The following is a 23,449-nucleotide window of genomic DNA, read 5'->3' as shown; positions in this document are numbered from 1 at the left end:
CATGCCGTTCGCGATACCTGTCGCCATGCCCGCCGCCGTGCTCAGCGGGGGACGGGGACGGTGGCGAGCACGGTGGTCAGCACGCTCTCGGCGGTGACGCCCTCGAGCTCCGCCTCGGGACGCAGCTGGACGCGGTGCCGCAGCGTGGGGTGCGCCAGCGCCTTGACGTCGTCGGGCGTGACGTACGAGCGCCCGGACAGCCAGGCCCACGCGCGGGACGTCGCGAGCAGCGCGGTGGCGCCGCGGGGCGACACACCGAGGGAGAGGGAGGGGGAGCGTCGGGTGGCGCGGCACAGGTCGACGGCGTAGCCGAGCACCTCCGGCGCCACCTGGACGCGGCGCACCTCGGCGCGCGCGGCCGCGAGCTGTTCGGCGCCGGCGACCGAGCGCACGCCCGCGGCGGCCAGGTCGCGCGGGTCGAAGCCGGCGGCGTGCCGGGCGAGCACCTCGATCTCGTGGTCGCGGTCCGGCACGGGCAGCACCACCTTGAGCAGGAAGCGGTCGAGCTGCGCCTCCGGCAGCGGGTACGTGCCCTCGTGCTCCACCGGGTTCTGCGTCGCGATGACGACGAACGGGTCCGGCAGCGGCCGCGGCGTGCCGTCCACGGACACCTGCCGCTCCTCCATCGCCTCGAGCAGCGACGCCTGCGTCTTCGGGGGCGTGCGGTTGATCTCGTCCGCGAGCAGCAGGTTCGTGAAGACCGGCCCCTCGCGGAACGAGAACTCCGCGGTGCGCGCGTCGTACACGAGGGAGCCGGTCACGTCGCCGGGCATGAGGTCGGGGGTGAACTGGACCCGCTTGGTGGACAGGTCGAGCGACGCGCCCAGGGTCCGCACCAGCAGCGTCTTGGCGACGCCGGGCACGCCCTCGAGCAGCACGTGGCCCGAGCAGAGCAGCGCGATGAGCAGGCTCGTCACCGCCGAGTCCTGGCCCACCACCGCCTTGCCGACCTCGGTGCGCACGCCGGCGAGCGCGCCGCGCAGCTCGAGGGACGGGGCGGCGACGCCGGGCGAGCCGGGCGAAACGCGGGCCGTGGCCTCTGCGGGCCCGGCGGGCTCCGCGTGCTCGGGGGGCTCCGCGATCTCGACCGGCGGGGCCGCGGTCTCGACGGCCGCGGTCGCGGGCGGTGCGGTGCTCTCGACAGGTGCGGCCGCGTGCGGCGTGCCCTGCGGGTTCTCGTCGGGGGTCGTCACGATCGGTGGACCTCGCTCTCCAGGGTGTCGAGCCGGCGCGCGAGCTCGGTCAGCGCGTCGTCGTCGTGGGGTGGTGGGCCGTACAGCAGGTCGGCCACGTCGTGCGCGGGGCGACCGGTGGCGCGGGAGACGGCGTCGGTGAGCGCCGTCGGGTCGGCGGACCGGGGCACGCCCAGGCGGCGCGCCACGGTCTCGGCGGTGGCGGCGCGCAGGCCCGCGGCGGCGTGGCCGCGGGACCGGGCCCGCCGGTAGAGGCGGCCGCGCCCGCGGGTGGTCTCGGCGGCGCGGACCACGACCGGCAGCTCCTCGGCGACCAGCGGGCCCAGCCGCCGCGCCCGCCACACGCCGGCGACGAGCACGACGAGCAGTGCCCAGAGGCCGACGACGCCCGCCCACGGCGGCAGCACCGAGCCGTCGGCGGCGGGGGCGCCGCCGTCGCCGGTCGAGCTGGTGTCCAGGGGGTCCGGCACCAGCCACACGAGCGTCTCGTGCGCGCCGAGCAGCCCCAGCGCGAACGCCGCGTTGCCGTTGTCCAGCACGGTGTCGTTGCGGACGAAGGTCGGGTCGTCGACGGCGGTCACCGCCCGGGTGCCGTCGGGTCCGGGCCGCTCGACGCGGGCGAGCGCCGCCGAGCTCTCGACCGGCCAGCACAGCGTCACGTCGGAGGCCCCGGGCTCGGCCTGCAGGCCCGGCGTGAGCAACAGCTCCCCGGCCCGGACCGCGAGGGGGAGGTCGCACCCCGGCTCGACGGCGAACGCAGGAGCGGCGGCGCCGGGCGTGCGGCTCACGTCGCCGTCGGTGGCGGCGCGCACCAGCGCGTCGTCGGCGCCGAGCAGCACGAGGTCCGCGTCCACGCCGGCCAGGGCGTCGACCTGCTCGGGCAGCAGCATCGTGCCGGGCGTCACGACGAGGGTGGTGCCCGGCCCGGCGGCGGCGACGGCGTCCGCCACCCGGGTGACGTGGTCGACCTCGACTCCTTGCCGCCCGAGCACCTGCGCCACGGCGCGGGCGCCGTTCGGCTGGGCGTTGTCGGGCGCGTACGGGGTGGTGGAGGTGGCGGGCCGCAGCACCGCGAGCACCGCCACCACGAGCACGAGCACGGCCAGCACGAGCAGCGCCCACCGCGTGCGCTGCCAGCGCCGCGCCGCGCGGCCGCGGCCCGTGGTGCCGTCGCCCGTCACGACGGGCGACGTCACGGCGTCGGGCGCAGCCGCGGACGCCACGGTCGCGGTGCTCGACCCGGTGCTCGACCCGGTGCTCGTCCGGGTGTTCGTCGCCGTCGTCATGGTGCGCCCACCTCGCTCGGCGGGGCGTCGGCCGTGCGGGGTTCGGGCCGCAGGTCGCGCACCCGCTCGTCGAGGTCGCGCAGGCGCCGGTCGTCGTCGGGGCGGGCGGGGAGCGTGCCGTAGCAGACGTCGTCGAAGAGGCCGGCGGCGCCGTGCAGCTCCGCGGCGACGCCGGGCAGCCGGACGGCCGCGTCGTGGGCGGCCTCCTGCGCCGTGCGGCCCGGGCGCTCGTCCAGGACGACGCGCTCCTCCAGGGACCGCACCAGGGCGCGGAAGCGGTCGAGCACCGCCGCCGACCAGTCCCCGCGGGCGGCCGCCGCGCCCGCGGACGCCCGCAGCTCGGCCGCGGTGCGCTCGTCGTCGCCGAGGACGACGACGGAGCGTCGCCGGCGGCGCGTCAGCCGCACGGGCCCGGCCACCCACCAGGCGATCACGGCGACGAGCACCACGACGACCACGACGACGAACGCCAGCGGGAACCGGCCCTCGCCCAGCGTCAGGCCGTCGAACAGGTCGCCGAGCCACTGCAGCAGGCGCTCCAGCAGGGAGGGCGCCGTGGAGTACTCCGGGCGGGACAGCTCCTCCAGGAGCCAGCGGTGCGCCGTCTCCCGGTCGGGGTCCACGGGCACGCCGACGGGCAGGGCCGCCAGGGCCCCGTGCACCACCGCCGACGCGCCGGTCACGCGATCATGCCGGGCGGCGGGCCCGGTCGGGGACCGGGCTCACCGGGCCGCCCGCCGTCCGACGCCTGTGCCGCGGCTGCGAGCTGCACGTCCAGGCCCTCGCGGCGCATCCGGACGTCGATGTACAGCAGGGCGACCACCGACGCCATGAAGATCGTGGTGATCGCGGCGGAGATGACCGACGAGACCACGCTCGAGACGACCGTCGCCGTGGTCAGCGCCTCGGTGCTCCCGCCCGTCCCGCCGATCACCCCGCCGATGAGGCTGATGGGGATCGTGATGATGTACGACACGGCGCCCACGATGATGACGGCGAGCAGGTAGATGCCGAACAGGCGCCAGAAGGAGCCCCGCGTCAGCCGCCAGGCGCGTGCGATCGTGGTGCCCAGCCTGCTCCCCTCGAGCGCGAGCGCCGGGGCGACGAGGCCGACGCGCACGCCGAGCCACACGAGCAGCACGAGGTACCCGATCCCGAGCAGGAGGCCGAGGCCCACCGCGGCTCCCGGGGACTGCTCGGCGACCAGGGCGACGAGCAGGATCAGGAGGAAGAACCACGCGAACGTCAGGACGGCGCCGGCGAGCGCGCGCAGCAGGGCCCAGCCGATCAGCCGGCCGACGCGGCCCCGCAGACGCTCCCAGACCTCGCCGAGGCTCAGCTTCCGCCCGATGACCGACTGGCTCACCGACACCGTGAGGAGGCCCTCCACCACCGGCTGGGCGAGCAGCATCGTCAGGCTGATCCCGAGGGACGACGCGAGCGTCTGGGCGATGAGGCTGTCGAAGCCGAGGTCGGCGAGCTCCGGGTCGGTCTCCGCCAGGGAGCTGAACGACGACGAGATCGCCGGCACCAGGAGCTGCGCGACGAGCACGCCGAGGACGGTCGCCACCAGGATCACCAGGGTGGCCGCGCCGAGCATCACCTTCGGGTTGTGTCGGATCGCGGTGAACGCGCCGTCGTAGATCTCGCCGAGCGACAGCGGGCGCAGCGGCACGACGCCGGGCTTGGTCGCGGACGGGCCGTACGGGCCGGGAGCGCTGGGGGGCCGTGGGCCGTACTGAGCCTGGCCGTACTGCTGGCCGTACTGGCCCTGCCCGTACTGGCCTTGCCCCTGCTGCCCGTACCCGGGCGGCTGCGGGGTGCCCTCAGGCGCGCGCTGGCCGTACCGCGGCGGCTCGGTGGCGTCGCCCCAGCCGGACGGCGGTGTGGGCTGGTCGGGCGTGCTCATCGCGGCCTCCCGGGCTGCAGGGCGGTCGGGTCGTGCCGACGCGTCGTCGGCGGACGGGGCTGGTGGGAGATGCTGGTGGGTCGTGCTGATGGCCGGTGGTGACGCCGGTCGTCCTGACCCTAGTACGGCGCGGCCGCTCCCTCACGCGGCTTTCCACCGGTCGATTCCACGGAAACATGCCCGAGGCCTGGCATCATGGCCCCATGAAGTCCCGTGTCCTGGTGGTCGACGACGACACTGCGCTGTCCGAGATGATCGGCATCGTCCTGAAGTCGGAAGGTTTCGAACCGACGTTCTGCGCCGACGGCGACGGTGCCCTCGTCGCCTTCCGGGACGAGCAGCCCGACCTCGTCCTGCTCGACCTGATGCTGCCGGGCAAGGACGGCATCGAGGTCGCCCGCGAGATCCGCGCCGAGTCCGGCGTGCCGATCATCATGCTCACGGCCAAGACGGACACCGTCGACGTCGTGCTCGGCCTCGAGTCCGGGGCCGACGACTACGTGACGAAGCCCTTCAAGCCCAAGGAGCTCGTCGCGCGCATCCGGACCCGGCTGCGCCGCACCGACGAGCCCGGCCCCGAGCGCGTGCGCATCGGTGACGTCGAGATCGATGTCACCGGCCACAACGTGGTGCGCGACGGCGAGCGCATCAGCCTCACCCCGCTGGAGTTCGACCTGCTCGTGGCCCTGGCCCGCAAGCCCTGGCAGGTCTTCACGCGCGAGGTGCTGCTGGAGAAGGTGTGGGGGTACCGGCACAGCGCCGACACCCGCCTGGTCAACGTGCACGTGCAGCGCCTGCGCTCCAAGGTGGAGCGCGACCCCGAGAACCCGACGGTCGTGCTGACCGTGCGGGGTGTGGGCTACAAGGCCGGTGCCCCGCGCTGAGCCCGCCGCGCGCCGCGTCCGCCGGACGTGGCGGCGGTGGCGCGCATGGGCCGTCTCGCGGACGCGGTACGTCGTCCGGCGGTGGCGGTCGTCGCTGCAGCTGCGGGTCGTGACGTCGGCGCTCGCGCTGGGCGTCGTCGCGGTCGCCCTCCTCGGCCTCTACCTGTCGATCTCGATCCGGGACGGGCTCTTCGAGCAGCGCGTGGACCGCATCGAGCGCGAGAACGCGTCCATGACCGAGCAGGTCCGCACCTCGTTCTCCATCTCTCCCGCGACGTCGCGCTCCGACCTGCAGCTGCTGCTCACCCAGATGGTGCAGACCCTCGCGTCGAGCGCGTCGAGCGCGCAGGACTTCCTGCTGCTCAGCGCCCCCGACCAGCCGCAGCGCCTCGCCGACACGGGCACCCAGCCGGGGATCAAGGACATCATCAGCGAGGACCTGCGCGAGTCCACGCGCGCCACCGCCGGCCAGGTGCTCCAGTCGGTGCAGATCCCCGCCGAGTACACGGACTCCGAGGTGTCGGAACCGGGCGTCGTCGTCGGTTCGACGGTCGAGGTCCCGTCGATCGGCACCTACGAGCTGTACGCGATCTACTCGCTGCAGGCCGAGCAGGAGACGCTGTCGTTCGTGCAGCGCACCCTCGCGATCGGCGCGCTCGCGATCCTCGCGCTGCTCGGCGTGCTCACGTGGGTCGTGACCCGGCAGACCGTCGCGCCCGTGCGCCGGGCGGCGACGGTCGCGTCGCGGCTGGCCGACGGACACCTCGACGAGCGGCTGCCCGATGCCAAGGGGCAGGACGAGATGGCGACGCTCACCCGCACGTTCAACGAGATGGCGGGCAACCTCGAGGACCAGATCGCGCGCATGGAGGAGCTCTCCGCCGCGCAGCGCCGCTTCGTCTCCGACGTCTCGCACGAGCTGCGCACCCCGCTGACCACGATCCGGATGGCGGGCGAGGTGATCCACGCCTCGCGCGACGACCTCGACCCGGCCGCCCGCCGGTCCGCCGAGCTGCTCTACACCCAGCTCGACCGCTTCGAGATCCTGCTCACGGACCTCCTGGAGATCAGCCGGTTCGACGCCGGTGCGGCGGTGCTCGACGTCGAGCAGCGGGACCTGCGCGACGTCGTCGCGGCCGTGGCCGACGCGTCGATGCCGCTCGCCGAGAGCAAGCACGTCTTCCTGTCCGTCACCCTCCCGGACGAGCCGGCCACGGCGGACGTCGACCCGCGCCGCGTGGAGCGCATCGTGCGCAACCTGGTCGTGAACGCCGTCGAGCACGCCGAGGGCAAGCCCGTCGAGGTCACCGTCGGGGTGGATGCGGACGCCGTCGCGGTCGTGGTGCGCGACCACGGCGTGGGGCTCGCCCCCGACGAGATCGACCGTGTCTTCCACCGCTTCTGGCGGGCCGACCCGGCTCGGGCCCGCACGACGGGCGGCACCGGGCTGGGCCTCGCGATCTCGCTCGAGGACGCACGCCTGCACGCGGGCCGGCTCGAGGCCTGGGGGCGCCCGGGGGAGGGCGCGAGCTTCCGGCTCACGCTGCCGCGCCGCGCCGGGATCCGGCTGGCTCGCTCGCCCCTGCCCCTCGAGGGGCCGTCGAAGGGGGTGACGGCGCCGCCCACCGGGCAGCTCCCCGTGGTGAACCCGCCGACCGGGCCCACCCCCACCGCCATCCCCGAGCTCGGGGTCGTGGACATCGACGGCGTGGACATCGCCCACGCGCACGTCCCGACCGTCCGGCCCGACGTCGACGAGGAGGCCCGATGACGACCACGCCCGTGACCATGTCCACCTCCGAGCGTGCGTCGACGAACCGGCCCGTGCGCCGCCGGCGTCGCCGGCTCGCGGCGCTGCTCGCCGCCACGGCCGTGCTCGCCGTGACCGTCGCGTGCGCGCGCATCCCCACGAACGGTCCGGTGCGCGACGGCGACACCGAGCTGGAGAACATCAGCGAGATCGGGTACATCGCGTCCGGGCCGGCGGCCGGCGCCAGCCCCGACCAGGTGGTGCAGGGCTTCCTGAGCGTGGCGCAGCTCGGCCCTACCTCCAGCTCGTCCTTCGCCGTCGCTCAGGAGTACGTGACGGATCCGGCCTGGGAGGGGTGGGACCGGTACGCGCGCGTGCTGGTGCTCGAGGAGGACCCCGAGCTCGAGCTCGACGACGTCCCGGCGGACGCCACCGAGACGACCGTCGACGCGACCGTGCGCGTGGTCGCGACGCTCGACGAGCGGGGCATGTACACGGAGGAGCCGAGGACGTCGGAGTTCACGGTGTCCTTCGGCCTGACCCGCAGCCCGGGCGGGGAGTGGCGGATCTCCCAGCTCGAGGACGGCCTCATGCTGCCGGCGGCGTTCTTCGGCCAGGCCTTCCACCCGACGAACCTCTACTTCCCGACGCCCGACCTCACCTGGTGGGTACCGGACACGCGGTGGTTCCCGCGCCAGACCTGGCGCACCGACGCGACCAGCGAGGTCCTGGCGGGCCCGCCGGAATGGCTGCAGGACTCGACGACGACGGTCATCCCGGAGGGTACGTCGCTCGCCATCGACGCGGTGACGGTGACCGACGACGGCACCATCGACGTGAGCCTCACGTCGACGATCTCGCAGGCCAGCGCCGAGCAGCGGTCGCTCGCCGCCGCACAGCTGCAGGCGACGCTCGCGGAGGGGGAGGGCCGCACGGTCGTGCTCTCCGACCGGAACACGCCGCTCACGATCGCGGGTACCGACGCGATCTCCGCCCCCCGGACGTCGGGGGAGGCGCTGGCGCTCACCGGCGGCAAGCTCGTGCGGGTCGTCGGGCGCGAGCTGCGCGAGCCGGACGAGCCGGTCTCGCTCGCCGGCCTCGACCCGACGGCCCTCGCCGCCGGCCCCGGGGACGAGCCGGTCGTCGTGCGCGACGGCACGGAGCGCATCGTCCGCGTCACGGGCGACGACGCGCCCGACCTGCTCCTGTCCGGCACCAAGCTGGTAGCGCCGTCCGTCGACCGGTTCGGCGCCGTGTGGAGCGCGCAGGGGTCGGAGCTCCTGGTGGCGCTCGCGTCGGGGGCGGTACGAACGTTGGACGTCGACTGGCTCTCGTCGCGCACCATCCAGTCGGTGCGGGTGTCGCCGGAGGGCGCGCGCGTGGCGATCGTCAGCTCCGGACCGAGCGGCCGCCTGGTGCACGTGGCGGGCGTGGTCCGCGATGCGGAGAACGTCCCGACCGGCCTCTCGGCGCCGGTGCAGGTCGGCGCGTCCGTGCGCCAGGTGACACAGGCGGTGTGGCAGGACGAGGCGGCGCTCGCACTGATCGGCCGGGAGTCGGACGGCGACGGCGCGGTCTTCCTCGCCGGCGTCGGCGGCCTCGCCGGGCAGGGCGGGCTGTCCCGGGCGCAGCCCGGGGTGGCCGACCCGCGCTGGGTGACGGCGTCGGTCGGCACGGGCGCCATGCTCACCGTGGACGAGGGCGGCACGCTGTACTCGCGGCAGAGCTCCGCGCTGTGGTCGATGGTGTCGGACGACGTCGACCTCGTCGCCTACCCGGGCTGACGGCTCCCCGGCTGACGGACGCCGGGCGGTCCCGCGCGCGCGGGACGCTGCCCCCAGTCCGCGGCCGTCCCCAGGCCGCCGGTCGGGGGCCGGCGCGACCGTCCCGGCGCGACACGCTGACGGCATGACCACGTCCCCGGCAGCGCCGCCCACCCCGACGCCGACCGCCGCACCGCCCCGCGTCGTCGCCGGCTGGCTGCGCGAGCTGGCCCGACTCGTCGTCCCGGTGGCCTGCCCCGGGTGCGGGGCCCTCGACGTCCCCTGGTGCCCCGCCTGCCGGTCCCTGCTGGACGGCCCGCCGGTGCGGGTCGAGACCGCGGCCGGGCGGCTGGACCGGCTGGACGACGTGCCCGCCCTGCCGGTGTGGGCGCTCGCGGCGTACGCGGGTCCCGTGCGGGAGGTCGTCGTCGCCTGGAAGGACCGGGGCCGTGTCGACCTGGACCGGCTCCTGGCCCCGCCCGTGCGGGCCGCGGCGCGCGACGTCGCGGCCCGGGTGCGCGGCGCCGTCGCCGGCCGGACGCTGCTCGTCGTCGGCGCCCCCTCCACGGCCGCGTCGCGGCGCGCCCGCGGGCGCGACCACGTGCGCGTGCTGGCCCGTGCCGCCGCGACCGGGCTGCGCGACGGCGGCGCCGGCGCGACCGTCGTCCCGGCACTGACCCGGCGGGGCCGCGGACGCGACCAGGTGGGCCTCGGGGCGCGTGCCCGCGGGCGCAACCTCACCGGGTCCGTGGCGGCGCGCGACCGGGCGCTCGAGCGTGCCGGCGGACCCCGCCCCGCCGTCCTCCTCGTGGACGACGTCCTCACGACCGGATCGACGCTGGCGGCCGCCGAGCGTGCTCTCGAGGACGCCGGGGCCGACGTCGTCGGTGCCCTGGTGGTGGGCGCGACGCCGCCTCCCGGGACCGTCACGAGAGCCGCCACGAATCTCCCGGGGCCAGCGGTGTACCTGGTGCGCGAGAGGGGGTTAGCCTGAGGGTCCCACGCGGGCGAGACGCCCCCGAGACCTCGGTCCGGGACGGTCGCCCGTGCGACCCACGAGCGGTCCGGACCACGGTCCGGCGACCCGGGAGGTGGTGCCAGACACGGCGCCCCACCGGGGTGCCCAGAGGAACATCTCGGGCCGCTCGTGCAGTGGGCGGCCTCACGACGAAGTGGAGCAACACGATGGAGATCGTCGTCGTCGGCAGGCACACGGAGGTGGCGGACCGGTTCCGCCGTCACGTGGAGGACAAGCTGAGCAAGGTCACCCAGCTCGCACCGGCCGCCCGTCGGGTGGACGTGGAGGTGACGCGCGAGAACAACCCGCGGCTCTCCGAGGTCCGTGAGCGGGTGGAGCTCACCGTGCACGACAAGGGGCCCGTGATCCGCGCGGAGGCCGCGGCGGACGACAGGTTCGGTGCCCTCGACATCGCGTTGGACAAGCTCAGCGAGAGGTTGCGCCGATCGCGCGACCGCCGCAAGGACCACCGCCGCCGCGGCAACGGCGTCCTCCCGTCCGTGGACGTCCGCCCCTACGACGAGGTCGCCGCGGCCGAGGCCGTGGCGCCCCAGACTGCGCCGGTCGCACTCGCGGAGCCCGGCGACGCCGTCGAGCAGCAGCTCGGCGACTCCCCGGTGGTGATCCGGCGCAAGCTGCACCACGCCGAGCCGATGACCGTCGACGACGCGGTCTACCAGATGGAGATGGTGGGTCACGACTTCTTCCTCTTCATCGACAAGGAGACCGCGCGTCCCTCGGCCGTCTACCGTCGCCGGGGCTGGACGTACGGCGTGATCGAGCTCGACTCGACGGTCGGCGGCGTGGAGCCGGTGACGGAACTGACGTGATCTGATCCGCGGGCCCTTTTCGGGCTTGCGGTCGAGCCGGTCGAGACCTTCGTCGCGGGGACGCGTTCACGGGCGCCAGGGCGCCCTCCACTTCGGGAGGGATACGTCCCCGCGACGAAGGTCTCGACCGGCTCTCGTCTGCCCCTCGCCGTCGCAGGTCCACCGGCGTCGTCCGTCCTGTGGTTCGACGCTGGCGGCAGGCGCGCTGTCGGTGGGGGTGGGCAGGATGCAGGGGTGGAATCCTTCTCGCTCGCGCAGGCCCGCCGCGTCGCCCTCGGGGCCCAGGGGCTGCACCGGCCGCGGCCCGGCTCTGCTGACGGCTCCGTCGACGGCGGCGTGACGATGCGCCGCGCGATGGCGACCGTGGAGCGGCTCAACCTGCTGCAGATCGACTCCGTGAACGTGCTGGCGCGGGCGCACCTCATGCCGCTGTACTCGCGGCTCGGGCCGTACGACGTCGGGCTGCTCGACCGGGCGTCGGGGCGGTCACCGCGCCGGATCGTGGAGACGTGGGCGCACGTGGCGTCGTTCGTGCCCGCCGCGACGTACCCGCTGCTGGAGTGGCGCCGGCGCAACTACCTGGACGAGGCCTGGGGCACCATCGCGGGGGCGCCGCTGGCGCACGCCGCGGAGATGGACCTGGTGCGGCAGCTGGTCGCCGAGCGCGGCCCGGTGACGGCGCGCGAGATCCACGACGAGCTGGTCGCCACGGGTCGCTCCGGGCCGCGGTCGCGCGAGGAGTGGGGGTGGAACTGGACGATGGCCAAGCGATGCCTGGAGTTCCTGTTCTTCACGGGCGAGGTGATGTCGGCGCGGCGCAATCCCGCGTTCGAGCGCTGCTACGACCTGCCCGAGCGGGTGCTGCCCGCCGCCGTCCGCGCGCAGGAGCCGGTGCCCGACGACGAGGCCGTGCGGCGACTGCTGGAGCTCGGCGCGCGGGCACACGGCGTCGGCACGGTCCGCTGCTTCGCGGACTACTTCCGGCTGCGGGGCCCCGCGGTGCGCCGGGCCCAGGCCGAGCTGGTCGAGGAGGGCGTGCTGGTGCCCGTCGAGGTGCGTGGCTGGGACGAGCGCACCTACCGGCACCGGGACGCGCGCGTACCGCGGCGGGCGGAGGCCCGGACCCTGCTCAGCCCGTTCGACCCGGTGGTGTGGGAGCGGCGCCGTCTCGAGGCGCTCTTCGACGTCTACTACCGGATCGAGATCTACGTGCCCGGCCCGCAGCGGGTGCTCGGCTACTACGTGCTCCCGTTCCTCGAGGGCGACGCGATCACGGCGTTCGTCGACCTCAAGGCCGACCGGCAGGCGGGCGTGCTGCGCGTGCAGGCGGTGCACCCGACCGTGCACGCCGGCCCGGATACCGCCGCCGCGCTCGGCGCGGAGCTCGACGTCCTCGCGGGATGGCTCGGGCTCGGCGCCACGGGGGTCGCGCCCGTCGGCGAGCTCGCGCCCGCGCTGGCCGACGTCGTGCGCGCGGCTTAGGCGGCCGGGCGGCGGCAGCGCTCGTAGGATCGGCGCCACGACGTCGGGTGCGCCCGCGTCGGTCGGGACCGGAGAGGGTCGGGAGCGCTGATGGCCACGGCAGTGCTGTACCTCGCTGCGGCGCTCGTGGGCGGCCTGGCGGCGACGCTGCTGCGGCTGCCCCCGCTGGTGGGCTTCCTCGCCGCCGGGTTCGCACTCGGGGCGGCGGGCGCGCCCGAGCTGCCGGGCCTGGAGACGGTCGCCGAGCTGGGCGTCGCGCTGCTGCTGTTCGCGATCGGGCTGAAGCTCGACGTCCGCTCGCTGCTGCGACCGGAGATCTGGCTCACCACCGTGGCGCACCTGGTGCTGAGCGTCGCGGTGGCGGTGGGGTTCCTCGGCCTGCTCGCCGTCGTCGGGGTCCGGCTGCTCGCCGACGAGTCGCTCGGGTCGCTGGCCCTCGTGGGGCTGGCGCTGTCGTTCTCCTCGACCGTCTTCGTGGTCAAGGTGCTGGAGGACCGCTCCGACGCGACGGCCCTGTACGGGCGCATCGCCGTGGGCGTGCTCGTGGTCCAGGACATCGTCGCCGTCGCGTTCCTCGCCGTCTCGACGGGGGAGCCGCCGAGCCCGTGGGCGCCCTGCGTCGTCGCGCTGATCCCTGGCGCGTGGGTGCTGCGGCGGGTCTGGGACCGTGCCGGCCACGGCGAGCTGCAGGCGTTGTTCGGCGCGTTCGTCGCCCTCGTGCCGGGCTTCTGGCTGTTCGACGCGGTCGGCCTGTCGGGCGACCTCGGGGCGTTGGTGATGGGCGCGCTGCTCGCCGGGCACCCCCGGGCCACCGAGCTCTCCCGCTCCCTCCTCACGGTCAAGGACCTCGCCCTCGTCGCGTTCTTCCTGCAGATCGGGCTGCACGGGATGCCCGCACCGGTCGACGTGGCCCTCGCCGGGTTGCTCCTCCTGCTGCTCCCGCTCCAGGCGGCCGGCTACGCCGTGCTGCTGTGGCTGATGCGGCTGCGGCGGCGCACGTCGTTCCTCGTCGGGCTGACGCTCGGCAACTTCTCCGAGTTCGGCATCATCGTCGTCGCGTTCGGGGCGACGGCGGGCCTGCTCGATGAGGAGTGGACGGTCATCGTCTCCTTGGCGGTCGCCGCGAGCTTCGTCGTCTCGGCGATCGTCAACCGGCGCGGCGTGGAGCTCGCGGCCCGGCTCACCGCGCTCCTGCCGCGGCGCGACGTCGCCCGCCTGCACCCCGACGACCGCCCGGTCGACATCGGCAGGGCGGACGCCGTCGTGATGGGCCTCGGGCGGGTGGGTTCGGCGACGTACCGCCGGCTGCGCGACGTGCACGGGCTGTCGGCCGTGGGGGTCGAGCACGACCGCACCCGCGTCGACGCGCTGCGGGCCGAGGGGATCGCCGTCGTCCCGGCGGACGCCACCGACGCCGAGTTCTGGGCGCGGGTCAAGCGGGCGGGTCAGGTGCGCCTCGCCGTGCTGGCGATGCCGTTCCACAAGGCGAACCTCATCGCCCTGGCCCAGCTGCGCGCCGCGGGCTTCACCGGGCGGGTGGCGGCGATCGCTCGCTACGACGAGGACGCGGAAGAGCTGCGGCGTCACGGCGCGGACGCCGTCTTCCACCTCTACGGGGCCGCGGGCGCCGAGTTGGCCGACCGCGCCGCGGCCGACCTCGCCCCCGGCGAGGGATCCGGCCGCGAGCCCCGGTGAGCGGGCGGGCCGCCCCGCGGCGAGAACCGGGCGGAACGCCCGCTCATGACGGCCGCGGGGCGCCGGCGCGCCGTTCGTCCGTCGCGAACCCGTGCCGGACTCTCAGGTGATCGGCCTAGGATGGCACGGGTGTGACCCAGGCGACGGCGCGGACGTGCGATCCCGACCGCCCGTCGTCGCCCGTCGCGCCGCACGGTCCCGGCCATCCCCGGGGCGCCACCGACCCTGGAGTACTGCGTGCCTGCGATCCTCGAGAAGGTCCTGCGTTTCGGCGAGGGCCGGATTCTCAAGAAGCTCAACAGCCTGGCCGAGCAGGTCAACCGGCTCGAGCCCAGCTTCGAGGAGCTGAGTGACGCCGAGCTGCACGAGGAGACGGACCGGTTCAAGGAGCGCCTCGAGCACGGAGCCACGCTCGACGAGCTGCTCCCCGAGGCGTTCGCCTCGGTGCGCGAGGCAGCGCGCCGGACCCTCGGCCAGCGACACTTCGACGTGCAGCTCATGGGTGGCGCGGCCCTGCACCTCGGCAACATCGCCGAGATGAAGACCGGTGAGGGCAAGACCCTCGTCGCCACGACGGCGGCCTACCTCAACGCCCTCGAGGGCAAGGGTGTGCACGTCGTCACGACCAACGACTTCCTCGCGAAGTACCAGGGCGAGCTCATGGGCCGCGTCTACCGCTTCCTCGGCATGACGACGGGCGTGATCGTCTCGGGTCAGACGCCCGAGGAGCGCCGGAAGCAGTACGCCGCCGACATCACGTACGGCACCAACAACGAGTTCGGCTTCGACTACCTGCGCGACAACATGGCCTGGTCGCCGGACGACCTGGTGCAGCGCGGGCACCACTTCGCCATCGTCGACGAGGTGGACTCGATCCTCATCGACGAGGCCCGTACGCCGCTCATCATCTCCGGCCCCGCGTCGGGGGACGCGAACCGCTGGTACACGGAGTTCGCGAAGGTGGTGCGCCGCCTCGAGGTCGAGAAGGACTACGAGGTCGACGAGAAGAAGAAGACCGTCGGCGTGCTCGAGCCGGGCATCGAGAAGATCGAGGACTACCTCGGCATCGACAACCTGTACGAGTCGCTGAACACGCCGCTGATCGGCTTCCTGAACAACGCGATCAAGGCCAAGGAGCTGTTCAAGCGCGACAAGGACTACGTCGTGCTCAACGGCGAGGTCATGATCGTCGACGAGCACACCGGTCGTATCCTCGCCGGTCGTCGCTACAACGAGGGCATGCACCAGGCCATCGAGGCCAAGGAGGGCGTGCAGATCAAGGCGGAGAACCAGACCCTCGCCACGATCACCCTGCAGAACTACTTCCGCCTCTACGACAAGATCGCCGGGATGACGGGTACGGCCGAGACCGAGGCCGCCGAGTTCCAGGGCACGTACAAGCTGGGCGTGGTGCCGATCCCGACCAACCGGCCGATGATCCGCTTGGACCAGGCGGACCTCGTCTACAAGAACGAGGACGGCAAGTTCGGCGCCGTCGTCGACGACATCGTCGAGCGGCACGCCAAGGGCCAGCCCGTGCTGGTCGGCACCACGAGCGTCGAGAAGTCCGAGCTGCTCTCGGGCCTGCTCAAGCGCGCCGGGGTGCCGCACAGCGTGCTGAACGCGAAGGAGCACGAGCGCGAGGCGGCCGTCGTCGCGCAGGCGGGCCGCAAGGGCGCCGTCACCGTGGCGACGAACATGGCCGGTCGCGGTACGGACATCATGCTCGGTGGCAACGCCGAGTTCCTCGCCGTCACCGAGATGACAGAGCGCGGGCTCGACGCGGCGGAGGACCCGGAGGCGTACGAGGCCGCGTGGCCCGACGTCCTCGAGAAGGCCAAGGAGGCCGTGGGCACCGAGCACGAGGAGGTCACCGACCTCGGTGGGCTGTACGTGCTGGGCACGGAGCGGCACGAGTCGCGCCGTATCGACAACCAGCTCCGTGGCCGGTCCGGCCGACAGGGCGACCCGGGCGAGTCGCGGTTCTACCTGTCCATGCAGGACGACCTGATGCGCCTGTTCAACTCGGGCCTGGCGTCCTCCATGATGGACCGTGCCGGCTTCCCGGACGACATGCCGCTCGAGTCGAAGATGGTGACGCGCGGCATCCAGAGCGCGCAGTCCCAGGTCGAGGCCCGCAACTTCGAGATCCGCAAGAACGTGCTCAAGTACGACGACGTGCTGTCCCGGCAGCGCTCCGTCATCTACGCCGAGCGCAAGCGCGTGCTCGAGGGCGAGGACCTGGAAGACCAGGTGCAGCACTTCCTCACCGACGTCGTCACGGCGTACGTCGAGGGGGCGACGACCGAGGGCAACCCCGAGGCGTGGGACCTCGACAGCCTGTGGACGGCGCTGAAGTCGGTGTACCCGGTGTCGATCACACCTGAGGACGTGGTCGAGGAGGCGGGCGGCGTCGGCCGGCTCACCCACGAGCTGATCCTCGAGGAGCTGCTCTCCGACGCCCGGGTGGCGTACGAGGGGCGTGAGGAGTCCCTCGGCGAGGCCGCGATGCGGCAGCTGGAGCGCCGCGTCGTCCTGTCGGTGCTGGACCGCAAGTGGCGCGAGCACCTCTACGAGATGGACTACCTGAAGGAGGGCATCGGCCTGCGCGCGATGGCGCAGCGTGACCCCCTGATCGAGTACCAGCGCGAGGGCTTCCAGCTGTTCCAGGCGATGACGGAGTCCATCAAGGAGGAGTCCGTCGGGTTCCTGTTCAACCTCGAGGTGCAGGTGCAGCAGCCCGGCGCCCCGGGTGCCGCCGACGGCCCCGTGATCTCCGCGGCCAGCGCCGCGGCCGCCGCCCAGTCCGACGCCGCTCAGGTGGTCTCGGGTGGCGCGGCCCCGACCGCCGCCGCCCCGGTCGCGGAGCCCGAGACCCCGGCCGTGCCGGAGGAGCCTCAGGCCGCCCCGGCCGCCCTCGAGGCCGACGAGCCCGTGCTGCTGGCCAAGGGCCTGGACGCCCCGGCACCGCAGCGCCTGTCCTACTCGTCCCCGAGCGAGGACGGCTCGACCACGACGACGGGCGGCGCCACGCGCCGTTCACGCCGTGAGCTGCACGGCGAGGCCACCGCGGCCACCAGCGACGGCCGGACCTTCCCCGGCACGCCGCGCAACGCCCAGTGCCCGTGCGGCTCGGGCAAGAAGTACAAGGTGTGCCACGGCATGAACGAGTGACGCGCACGCTGTGACGACGAGGGGACGGACCGCACGACGGTCCGTCCCTTCGTCGTCTCGGCGACCCGGTGCGCTCAGCCGATCTCCAGCACCGCGACCCGCCAGGCGCCGCGGCGCGCCTCCATCCGGACGGCGGCGGCGCGCACCCGTCCGTCGTCGTCCAGGACCACCGTCGCCTCGGCGACGTCCTCGCCGACGCGGATCAGCCGGACGCGTCGCACCTGGACGGGCCGGTGGTGGTCCGCGTCCCGCAGGAGATCGTGCGCGAGCCCGATCCGGGCGCGCTCGGCGAGCTGGTCGCGCACCTGCGGCGTGACCCAGCGGGCGAGCTGCGCCGCGGGGCGCTCCCCGCGCAGCACCTCGAGGGCGGCGCGCACCACGGTGCAGCACTGCGCGGTGGGGTCGGGCAGCGGCGCCGGGGAGACCTCCTGCAGCGGTCGCGCCGGCACGTCCGCGTCGTCGACGCGGGGGCGTCGCGTGCCGGGGGCGCCGACCCGCACGCGCCGTGCCCGCGGCGCGGGACGGGTGCTCGCCTCGGGGTAACCGGCCGGGCCGGCCGGCCGCGGCGGGGCGGACACGCGCGGCGCGGGGCGTGCCGGGGTGGCGTCGTCCTCCGAGCGCGCGGGCGCGGCGTCCTCGTGCCGGTCGGTCGGGGTACCGGGAGCGTCCGCCGGCAGCGCGTGGCCCGGCGCCGCCGTGCCGCCCGGTGCCGGCGTCCCGTCGTGTCCCGTCGCGGCGCCCGGTGGCGTCGAGCCGCCGGACCTCGCCGCGGTCGGCGCGGGGGCCGGCCCTGGCGCCGTCGCAAGGGTGCCGGCGGCCGGGGGCGCGACCGGTGCTGGGGCGGTCGGCGCGGTGGTCGTCGCAGTCATGATGCCCTCCGGGTGGGTGCGGGGAGTCGTGGGGAGGTCCGGGCGGTCAGGCAGGGGCGCGCAGGATCTGGCCGGGCAGGATGCGGTCGGGGTCCGCGCCGACGACGTCGCGGTTCGCGTCGTGCCAGCGCGTCACCTCGCGGACGATCTCGGCGTCGGTGGGCGTGCCGCCGAGCGACCGGGTCGCGATGTCCCACAGGGTGTCGCCGCGCAGCACGACGCGCGTCGTCGCGTCGTCCGCCTCGTCGGCCCTCGTGTCGTCGGCCCTCGTGCCGTCTGCCGTGGTGCGTGCGACGGGAGCGGCGGCGACCTCCTCGACGGGGCCGGCGTCCGTCGCCTGCGCGAGAGCCTCCTCGACGAGGACGTCCGCGGTCTCGGCACCGTCCTCGCGCATGGCCCCGGCAGGGTCCGGTGCGCCGGCCGTCGTCTCCGCTGCCCGGGGGCCGGCGTCGGCGGTCGTGGACTGCCAGCCGAGGTCCAGGACGACCGGCGCGCCGTCGGCGGCCGGAGAGGTGGGCGAGACGTCGGCGGCCAGGGCGGCGGTGGGGACGAGCGTGAGACCCGCGCCGACACCCACGCCGACGGCGGTACGGACGACGCGTCGGACGGCGGCGGGTGCGAGCCGTTCGACAGCAGCCTCGCCGGCGCGCCACCGGCGGCCGAGCAGAGCCGCGGCCACGCATGCGAGGGCGAGCGCCCCGCTCAGTGCCAGCCAGGCGGCGGCGAGCAGCCCGGCGGCGAGGACGGCGAGCTCGACCCACCGGTCGACGGTGAGGCCGGCGGCCGCGACGGCCGTGCGCGGGGCCAGGGCGGCGGTGCGCACCAGCAGGGCCGCGCCCGTGACGCCGGCCACGACGGTGAGGAGGGCGAGCCGACCGGGTCCGCCCGCGCCGGCGGGGCGCCGCTTTCGCGGTGCAGGTCGTCCACGACGTGTGCTGCCGGGCATCAGGTCTCCTTCGTCCCACCGCCATCGCCATCGGATCATTCTTGATGATGCGCTTTGATGGCTGTTGATGTGTTCTGGTGGTCGATATTGAAGCGGACTGGTGCCGGGTCTGTCTACCCGGGCATCCTGTGGTCATCGACCCTTGACGAGAGGAGCCCCATGACGGGCACGGGTCCGGCCAGGTGGGAGCTGCTCTTCGCGGACCTCGAGGCACGCTTCGACGCGGAGCAGGCCGCAGAGCAGGAGGGCACGGTGGCCGAGCTGACGCGTGCCGAGCAGGCGTCGATCCCGCTCACGGACCGGATGCGGGCCGCGACCGGTGCCGTGCTGCGGCTCGAGCTGCTCGACGGGGAGGGGATCGAGGGCCGGCTGGCCCGCGTCGCGCACGCCTGGGTGCTCCTCGACGGCCGCGGCGCCCGCGGCCAGGTGCAGCACCTGGTGCCGTTGGCCGCGCTCGCCTCCGTGGTCGGCCTCGGCCGGTTCGCGACGCCCTCCCGGGCGCGCACCGACGGCCTCGGGCTGGGGCATGTGCTGCGCGGGCTGCAGCGTGACCGCGCCCGGGTGCTGGTCCGCACGGCGGGCGGATCGGTCATCGGGCGGATCGGCCGGGTGGGCGCCGACCACCTCGACGTCGAGGAGGCCGAGCGCGCGCGGCCCGTCGTGCGGACGGTGCCGTTCGGTGCCGTGCTACGGGTCAGCGAGGCGTGAGCCCGGCGGGGGAGCCTGGCGGGAAGGAGTCAGAGGTCGCCCGAGGCGATCCGCTCGCGCGTCCGGGCGTACTGGTGCTCGATGTACTCCTCGAGCTTGCTGGTCTCGACCCGCCAGACCTTCTTCGGGCCCACCTGGATGGCGGGCAGCTCGCCCGAGCGCACCAGGGAGTACGCCTGGGTGCTCGAGATGTTGAGCATCTCCTGCACGTCCGCGAGGGACAGGAACCGGCTGGCCATACGGGCAATTCTGGCACAGCGGTCACGGACGATGACGTGGGTTGTCCACAGTGGTTGCCGAAAGCACGCGTGGGGTGCCTGATGATAGGTTCCGGCGCGACGCCGCGCCCCTGACCACCCCGGAGGACGTCCGTGAGCACCGACCCGTTGCCGGCACCCGTGGCCGCACGCCTGCGCCGTCCCACCTGGCGCGACCCCCGCCTCGTCGTCGGCGTCGTCATCGTCGCCGCGTCCGTGGCCCTCGGCTCGTGGGCCGTCTCCTCCGCGGGGCGCACCGTGCCCGTGTACGCGGCCGACGGCACCCTGACGCCGGGGGAGGCGGTCGACGTGGCGCGGCTGCGCACGGTCGACGTCCGCATCGACTCCGGGACGGAGCTGTACCTGCGCGCCGACCAGGAGCTGCCCGACGAGGTCGTCGCGCTGCGCGTGGTCGACGACGGCGAGCTCGTCGCCCGGTCGGCTCTCGGCGACGCCGCCGACGTCGACGTCCGCTCCGTGTCGGTGCCCGTGGACCGGGCCATGTCGTCCCGCGTGACGCCGGGCGCCGTGGTCGACCTCTGGTCCGCTCCCGAGGCCCTGGCGGGCGCCGAGCCCGCCGCCGAACCGTCACCGCTGGTGGAGGGCGTCGTCGTGGAGCAGGTCGACGAGGCGGGCTCGGGGCTCGTCGTCGCGGACGGTGCCACGCTGCACGTGCTCGTCCCCGCAGAGGATCTGCCCGCCGTCCTCCAGGCGCTGGCGGTGCCCGGGAGCGTGACCGTGGTGCCGCAGGCCGGGGCCGGCGTCTGATGGCCGCCGGCGTCACCGTCCTGTGCGCGGTGCGCGGCGCGGCGGAGACCGACGTCGTCGTCGCCCTCGGGGCGCCCGGGTCGGGGGCGACCGTCACGAGGCGCTGCGGCGACGTCGCCGAGCTGCTTGCCGCGGCGGCTGCGGGCGCGGGGTCCGTCGCGCTCGTCTCCGGGGACCTGCCCGGCCTGGACCGGGAGGCGGTCGGCCGGCTCCACGCCGCGGGGGTCCGCGTCGTCGCGCTGGGCGACGACGTCGCGCCGGCCGCCCGGCTGCACGCCCTGGGCGTCGACGCCGTGGTCGAGCGGTACGACGAGGCGCTCCTGCTCGCCGCGGTCCGCGACGCGACCCCGGTGCGCGCGGGCGCGACGGACCATGCGCCCGGCCATCTCGTGCTGGGGCCCGGCGGACACGATGTCGTCGACGACCCGCTCGCCGCCGACGACCCGTTCGGCCTCGAGGACGTCGTCGCGGACGACGCCGCGCCGCGCCGCGGGCGCGTGGTCGCGGTCTGGGGGCCTGTCGGGGCACCGGGCCGCACGACGACGACGCTCGAGCTCGCTGCGGCGCTGGGCGGCCTGTCCCGCGGGCGGCGACGGCACGGCCGCGCCCGCCGCGACGTCGCGGGGCCGGCGCCCGAGAGCGCGCTGGTCGTGGACGCCGACACGTATGGCGCGTCGGTGGCGGCCCGCCTGGGTCTGCTCGACGACGCGCCGGGGCTGGCCGCTGTCGCCCGCGCCGCCGGGCACGGGTCGCTCGACCTGCCGACGCTGGCCCGGCACAGCCCGGTGGTCGGGGGCCGGCTGCGCGTGCTGACGGGAATCACCCGGGCGGCGCGATGGCCCGAGCTGCCCGCCAGTGCGATCGAGGTCGTGGTCGAGCGGGCCCGCGAGCTCGCCGACTGGACGGTCGTGGACTGCGGCCCGCTCCTCGAGGCCGACGAGCTGCTCATGTACGACACGCACGCCCCGCAGCGCAACGGCGCGACGCTCGCCGCGCTGCAGGCGGCGGACGTCGTCGTGGTCGTCGGTGCGGCGGACCCGGTGGGCATCCAGCGCCTCGTCCGCGGGCTGGAGGACCTGCGCGAGGTGCCGGTGCCGGTCTCGGCCGAGCGCGTCGTCGTCGCCAACCGCGTACGCGCGTCGGCGGTGGGCTCGCGCCCCGAGGTGGCCGTGCGGGACGCGCTGGCGCGCTACGCGGGGATCGACGACGTGCACCTGGTCCCGGACGACGCCGCCGGTCTCGACGCCGCGCTCCTGGCGGGGCGCACGCTGGCGGAGGAGGCACCCGGCTCGCCGGCGAGCGCGGCCTTCGAAGGGCTGGCCCAGCGGGTGCGGGCCGCGGTCGCCGCCACCGTCGCCGGTTGAGCCCGCGTCGTCCTGGGCCTGCCGAAGGGTCGCAACCGGGCTGAGCGCCGCGGACGCGGCAGACTGTGCGCATGCGCATCTACGTTCCCGCCACCCTGGACGAGCTCGAGGGCGCCGTCGTCGCCGCCGCAGGAGCGCGGTGGGACGTCCCCGCGCGCCGGGCGCACGCCGTGACGCCGGCTCTCGTGCGTGAGCTCGCCGACGAGGACGACGAGAGCCGGGAGTACGAGGCCTTTCTCGCGGCCGCGGACGACTCGCTCGCGCTGGTGGCCGCACGTCGCGCCGTCGTGCCGTTGCGCGTCGTGGTCTCGGTCGACGTGCCGGCCGCCGAGGTCACGGCCGCCGACGGCGCCGACGAGCCCAGCGCGGTCGACGTCGCCGCCCTGACCGGGGTGGCCGTGGTCGCCGTCCACGTCGACGAGCCCGAGGCCGCGGAGGACGTGCGGTCGGTGCTCGCCGCCGCCGACGAGGAGAACGACGCCGAGCGCACGGGGGACGTCGGCGCCACGTCAGAGGCGGCGCTGGACGCCGCGCTGCAGCGCGTCACCGACCGCGACCTGCTCTGGTACGACCCGACCGAGATCCCCCAGGTCCCGCGCCCGGAGGAACAGTGAGCGGGACCTAGGCCCACTCACCGCAACCCGGATCAGCCCAGGTAGACGAGCGTCTCGTCGTGCAGGCGGCCGTTGGTGGCCAGGGCGTTGCCGTGCCAGGGGCCGGGGGTGCCGTCGAGCGCGGTGAACCGGCCGCCGGCCTCGGTGACGATAGGGACGAGGGCGGCCATGTCGTAGACCTCGAGCTCGGGCTCGGCGGCGATGTCGGCGGAGCCCTCGGCGACGAGCATGTACGACCAGAAGTCTCCGTACCCGCGGGTGCGCCACACCTGGCGGGTGAGGTCGAGGAAGCCGTTGAGCTTGCCGTGGGACTCCCAGCCGGACAACGACGAATAGGAGAAGGACGCGTCGGACAGCGTGCTCACCCCGGAGACGGACATGCGGGACGCCGACGCGAGCGACTTGCCCGTCCAGGCCCCGGACCCCTTGGCGGCCCACCAGCGGCGGCCGATCGCGGGCGCCGACACGAGGCCCATGACGACGTCCTCGCCGTCGGCCAGCGCGATGAGCGTGGCCCACACCGGCACGCCGCGCACGAAGTTCTTGGTGCCGTCGATCGGGTCGATGATCCAGCGCCTCGCACCGCTACCGGCGGAGCCGTACTCCTCCCCGACGATCGCGTCGCGGGTGCGTGCCCGGTGCAGCTGGGCGCGGATGAACTCCTCGGCGGAGCGGTCGGCGTCCGAGACGGGGGTGTCGTCGGGCTTGCGCTCCACGTGCAGGTCCACGGCCTTGAAGCGGGACATCGTGATGGCGTCCACCTGGTCGGCGATCACGTGGGCCAGGCGCAGGTCGTCCTCGTACGTGCGCGCGGGTCCGCTGGTCGGGCTGGGAGACGGCTGGGTGTACGACACGCCTCACACGGTAGCGGTCCCGTACCGCCACCAGGACCCCGCCGCGCGGTGCACGACGGAGTCTCGGGGATCGTGTCGGCGCGGC

The 23,449-nt window shown here is 74.9% G+C and carries 20 protein-coding genes; 12 read left to right on the top strand and 8 right to left on the bottom strand.

Going from position 1 to position 23,449, the window contains the following annotated elements:
• Nucleotides 1-41 precede the first annotated feature (41 nt).
• Genes B5Y66_RS00930 through B5Y66_RS00915 form a run of 4 tightly spaced genes read right to left on the bottom strand, consistent with a single transcriptional unit; the run spans nucleotide 42 to nucleotide 4,388 of the window.
• Nucleotides 42-1,193, bottom strand: a complete 1,152-nt coding sequence (locus B5Y66_RS00930; protein WP_456073084.1) for an AAA family ATPase — start codon at nucleotides 1,191-1,193, stop codon at nucleotides 42-44.
• Nucleotides 1,190-2,479, bottom strand: coding sequence for a DUF4350 domain-containing protein (locus B5Y66_RS00925; RefSeq protein WP_079569775.1), 1,290 nt, complete (start codon nucleotides 2,477-2,479; stop codon nucleotides 1,190-1,192). Before B5Y66_RS00925 ends, B5Y66_RS00930 begins: the two co-directional genes overlap by 4 nt.
• Nucleotides 2,476-3,162: a DUF4129 domain-containing protein gene (locus B5Y66_RS00920; protein WP_245806840.1), complete on the bottom strand. Its 687-nt coding sequence runs from the start codon at nucleotides 3,160-3,162 to the stop codon at nucleotides 2,476-2,478. Before B5Y66_RS00920 ends, B5Y66_RS00925 begins: the two co-directional genes overlap by 4 nt.
• Nucleotides 3,159-4,388, bottom strand: a complete 1,230-nt coding sequence (locus tag B5Y66_RS00915; protein WP_079569772.1) for a glycerophosphoryl diester phosphodiesterase membrane domain-containing protein — start codon at nucleotides 4,386-4,388, stop codon at nucleotides 3,159-3,161. The genes B5Y66_RS00920 and B5Y66_RS00915 overlap by 4 nt, the downstream gene beginning before the upstream one ends.
• 203 nt (nucleotides 4,389-4,591) lie before the next feature.
• On the opposite strand from B5Y66_RS00915, the gene mtrA reads away from it, so the two are divergent.
• From mtrA to secA, 8 genes are all read left to right on the top strand, one after another.
• The gene (gene mtrA, locus B5Y66_RS00910) at nucleotides 4,592-5,272 is read left to right on the top strand and encodes an MtrAB system response regulator MtrA (RefSeq protein WP_079569769.1); all 681 of its coding nucleotides are present in this window, start codon (nucleotides 4,592-4,594) and stop codon (nucleotides 5,270-5,272) included.
• A complete protein-coding gene (gene mtrB, locus B5Y66_RS00905) occupies nucleotides 5,259-7,043 on the top strand; it encodes an MtrAB system histidine kinase MtrB (RefSeq protein ID WP_245806839.1) in 1,785 nt (594 codons plus the stop codon). The genes mtrA and mtrB overlap by 14 nt, the downstream gene beginning before the upstream one ends.
• Complete coding sequence (locus B5Y66_RS00900) at nucleotides 7,040-8,806, top strand: LpqB family beta-propeller domain-containing protein (RefSeq protein WP_079569766.1); 1,767 nt, start codon at nucleotides 7,040-7,042, stop codon at nucleotides 8,804-8,806. Before mtrB ends, B5Y66_RS00900 begins: the two co-directional genes overlap by 4 nt.
• 124 nt (nucleotides 8,807-8,930) lie before the next feature.
• Nucleotides 8,931-9,779 (top strand): ComF family protein, encoded by an 849-nt coding sequence (locus B5Y66_RS00895; protein ID WP_139820659.1) that lies wholly within the window; start codon nucleotides 8,931-8,933, stop codon nucleotides 9,777-9,779.
• 191 nt (nucleotides 9,780-9,970) lie between these two features.
• The gene (hpf, locus tag B5Y66_RS00890; protein ID WP_079571569.1) at nucleotides 9,971-10,633 is read left to right on the top strand and encodes a ribosome hibernation-promoting factor, HPF/YfiA family; all 663 of its coding nucleotides are present in this window, start codon (nucleotides 9,971-9,973) and stop codon (nucleotides 10,631-10,633) included.
• 234 nt (nucleotides 10,634-10,867) lie between these two features.
• Entirely contained in the window at nucleotides 10,868-12,115 is a 1,248-nt protein-coding gene (locus B5Y66_RS00885) for a winged helix-turn-helix domain-containing protein (protein WP_079569763.1), read from the top strand.
• Between the two features lie 90 nt (nucleotides 12,116-12,205).
• Nucleotides 12,206-13,810 carry a cation:proton antiporter family protein gene (locus B5Y66_RS00880; RefSeq protein WP_079569761.1) on the top strand — a complete coding sequence of 535 codons (1,605 nt, stop codon included), beginning with the start codon at nucleotides 12,206-12,208 and terminating at the stop codon, nucleotides 13,808-13,810.
• A gap of 237 nt (nucleotides 13,811-14,047) precedes the next feature.
• A complete protein-coding gene (gene secA, locus B5Y66_RS00875) occupies nucleotides 14,048-16,984 on the top strand; it encodes a preprotein translocase subunit SecA (protein WP_079569758.1) in 2,937 nt (978 codons plus the stop codon).
• Between the two features lie 74 nt (nucleotides 16,985-17,058).
• Here the strand turns inward: secA and B5Y66_RS22800 are convergent, their stop codons facing one another.
• Together B5Y66_RS22800 and B5Y66_RS00865 are read right to left on the bottom strand one after the other, a co-directional pair.
• On the bottom strand, nucleotides 17,059-17,853 hold the full coding sequence (locus B5Y66_RS22800; RefSeq protein ID WP_245806838.1) for an Rv3235 family protein: 795 nt from the start codon (nucleotides 17,851-17,853) through the stop codon (nucleotides 17,059-17,061).
• A gap of 46 nt (nucleotides 17,854-17,899) precedes the next feature.
• Nucleotides 17,900-18,799 (bottom strand): LysM peptidoglycan-binding domain-containing protein, encoded by a 900-nt coding sequence (locus tag B5Y66_RS00865; protein WP_139820658.1) that lies wholly within the window; start codon nucleotides 18,797-18,799, stop codon nucleotides 17,900-17,902.
• Between the two features lie 159 nt (nucleotides 18,800-18,958).
• Between B5Y66_RS00865 and B5Y66_RS00860 the strand changes: the two genes are divergently transcribed.
• Nucleotides 18,959-19,507: a hypothetical protein gene (locus tag B5Y66_RS00860; protein ID WP_079569753.1), complete on the top strand. Its 549-nt coding sequence runs from the start codon at nucleotides 18,959-18,961 to the stop codon at nucleotides 19,505-19,507.
• Between the two features lie 29 nt (nucleotides 19,508-19,536).
• Here the strand turns inward: B5Y66_RS00860 and B5Y66_RS00855 are convergent, their stop codons facing one another.
• Complete coding sequence (locus B5Y66_RS00855) at nucleotides 19,537-19,746, bottom strand: helix-turn-helix domain-containing protein (RefSeq protein WP_079569750.1); 210 nt, start codon at nucleotides 19,744-19,746, stop codon at nucleotides 19,537-19,539.
• Nucleotides 19,747-19,878: 132 nt separating this feature from the next.
• Between B5Y66_RS00855 and B5Y66_RS00850 the strand changes: the two genes are divergently transcribed.
• The 3 genes from B5Y66_RS00850 to B5Y66_RS00840 all read left to right on the top strand — a co-directional run bounded on the left by B5Y66_RS00850 (nucleotide 19,879) and on the right by B5Y66_RS00840 (nucleotide 22,510).
• A complete protein-coding gene (locus tag B5Y66_RS00850; RefSeq protein ID WP_079569747.1) occupies nucleotides 19,879-20,532 on the top strand; it encodes a hypothetical protein in 654 nt (217 codons plus the stop codon).
• Nucleotides 20,532-21,896, top strand: a complete 1,365-nt coding sequence (locus B5Y66_RS00845; protein WP_079569745.1) for an AAA family ATPase — start codon at nucleotides 20,532-20,534, stop codon at nucleotides 21,894-21,896. The genes B5Y66_RS00850 and B5Y66_RS00845 overlap by 1 nt, the downstream gene beginning before the upstream one ends.
• A gap of 71 nt (nucleotides 21,897-21,967) precedes the next feature.
• Nucleotides 21,968-22,510: a DUF6912 family protein gene (locus tag B5Y66_RS00840; protein ID WP_079569742.1), complete on the top strand. Its 543-nt coding sequence runs from the start codon at nucleotides 21,968-21,970 to the stop codon at nucleotides 22,508-22,510.
• A gap of 32 nt (nucleotides 22,511-22,542) precedes the next feature.
• On the opposite strand, the gene hisN is transcribed toward B5Y66_RS00840, so the two are convergent.
• Nucleotides 22,543-23,364: a histidinol-phosphatase gene (gene hisN / locus B5Y66_RS00835; RefSeq protein WP_079569739.1), complete on the bottom strand. Its 822-nt coding sequence runs from the start codon at nucleotides 23,362-23,364 to the stop codon at nucleotides 22,543-22,545.
• Nucleotides 23,365-23,449 lie beyond the last annotated feature (85 nt).

It is taken from the genome of Krasilnikoviella flava (assembly GCF_900167525.1).
GTDB lineage: Bacteria > Actinomycetota > Actinomycetes > Actinomycetales > Cellulomonadaceae > Isoptericola > Isoptericola flavus.
The sequence above is the reverse complement of the archived record's forward strand: the minus strand, read 5'-3'. Positions and strand labels throughout refer to the sequence as shown.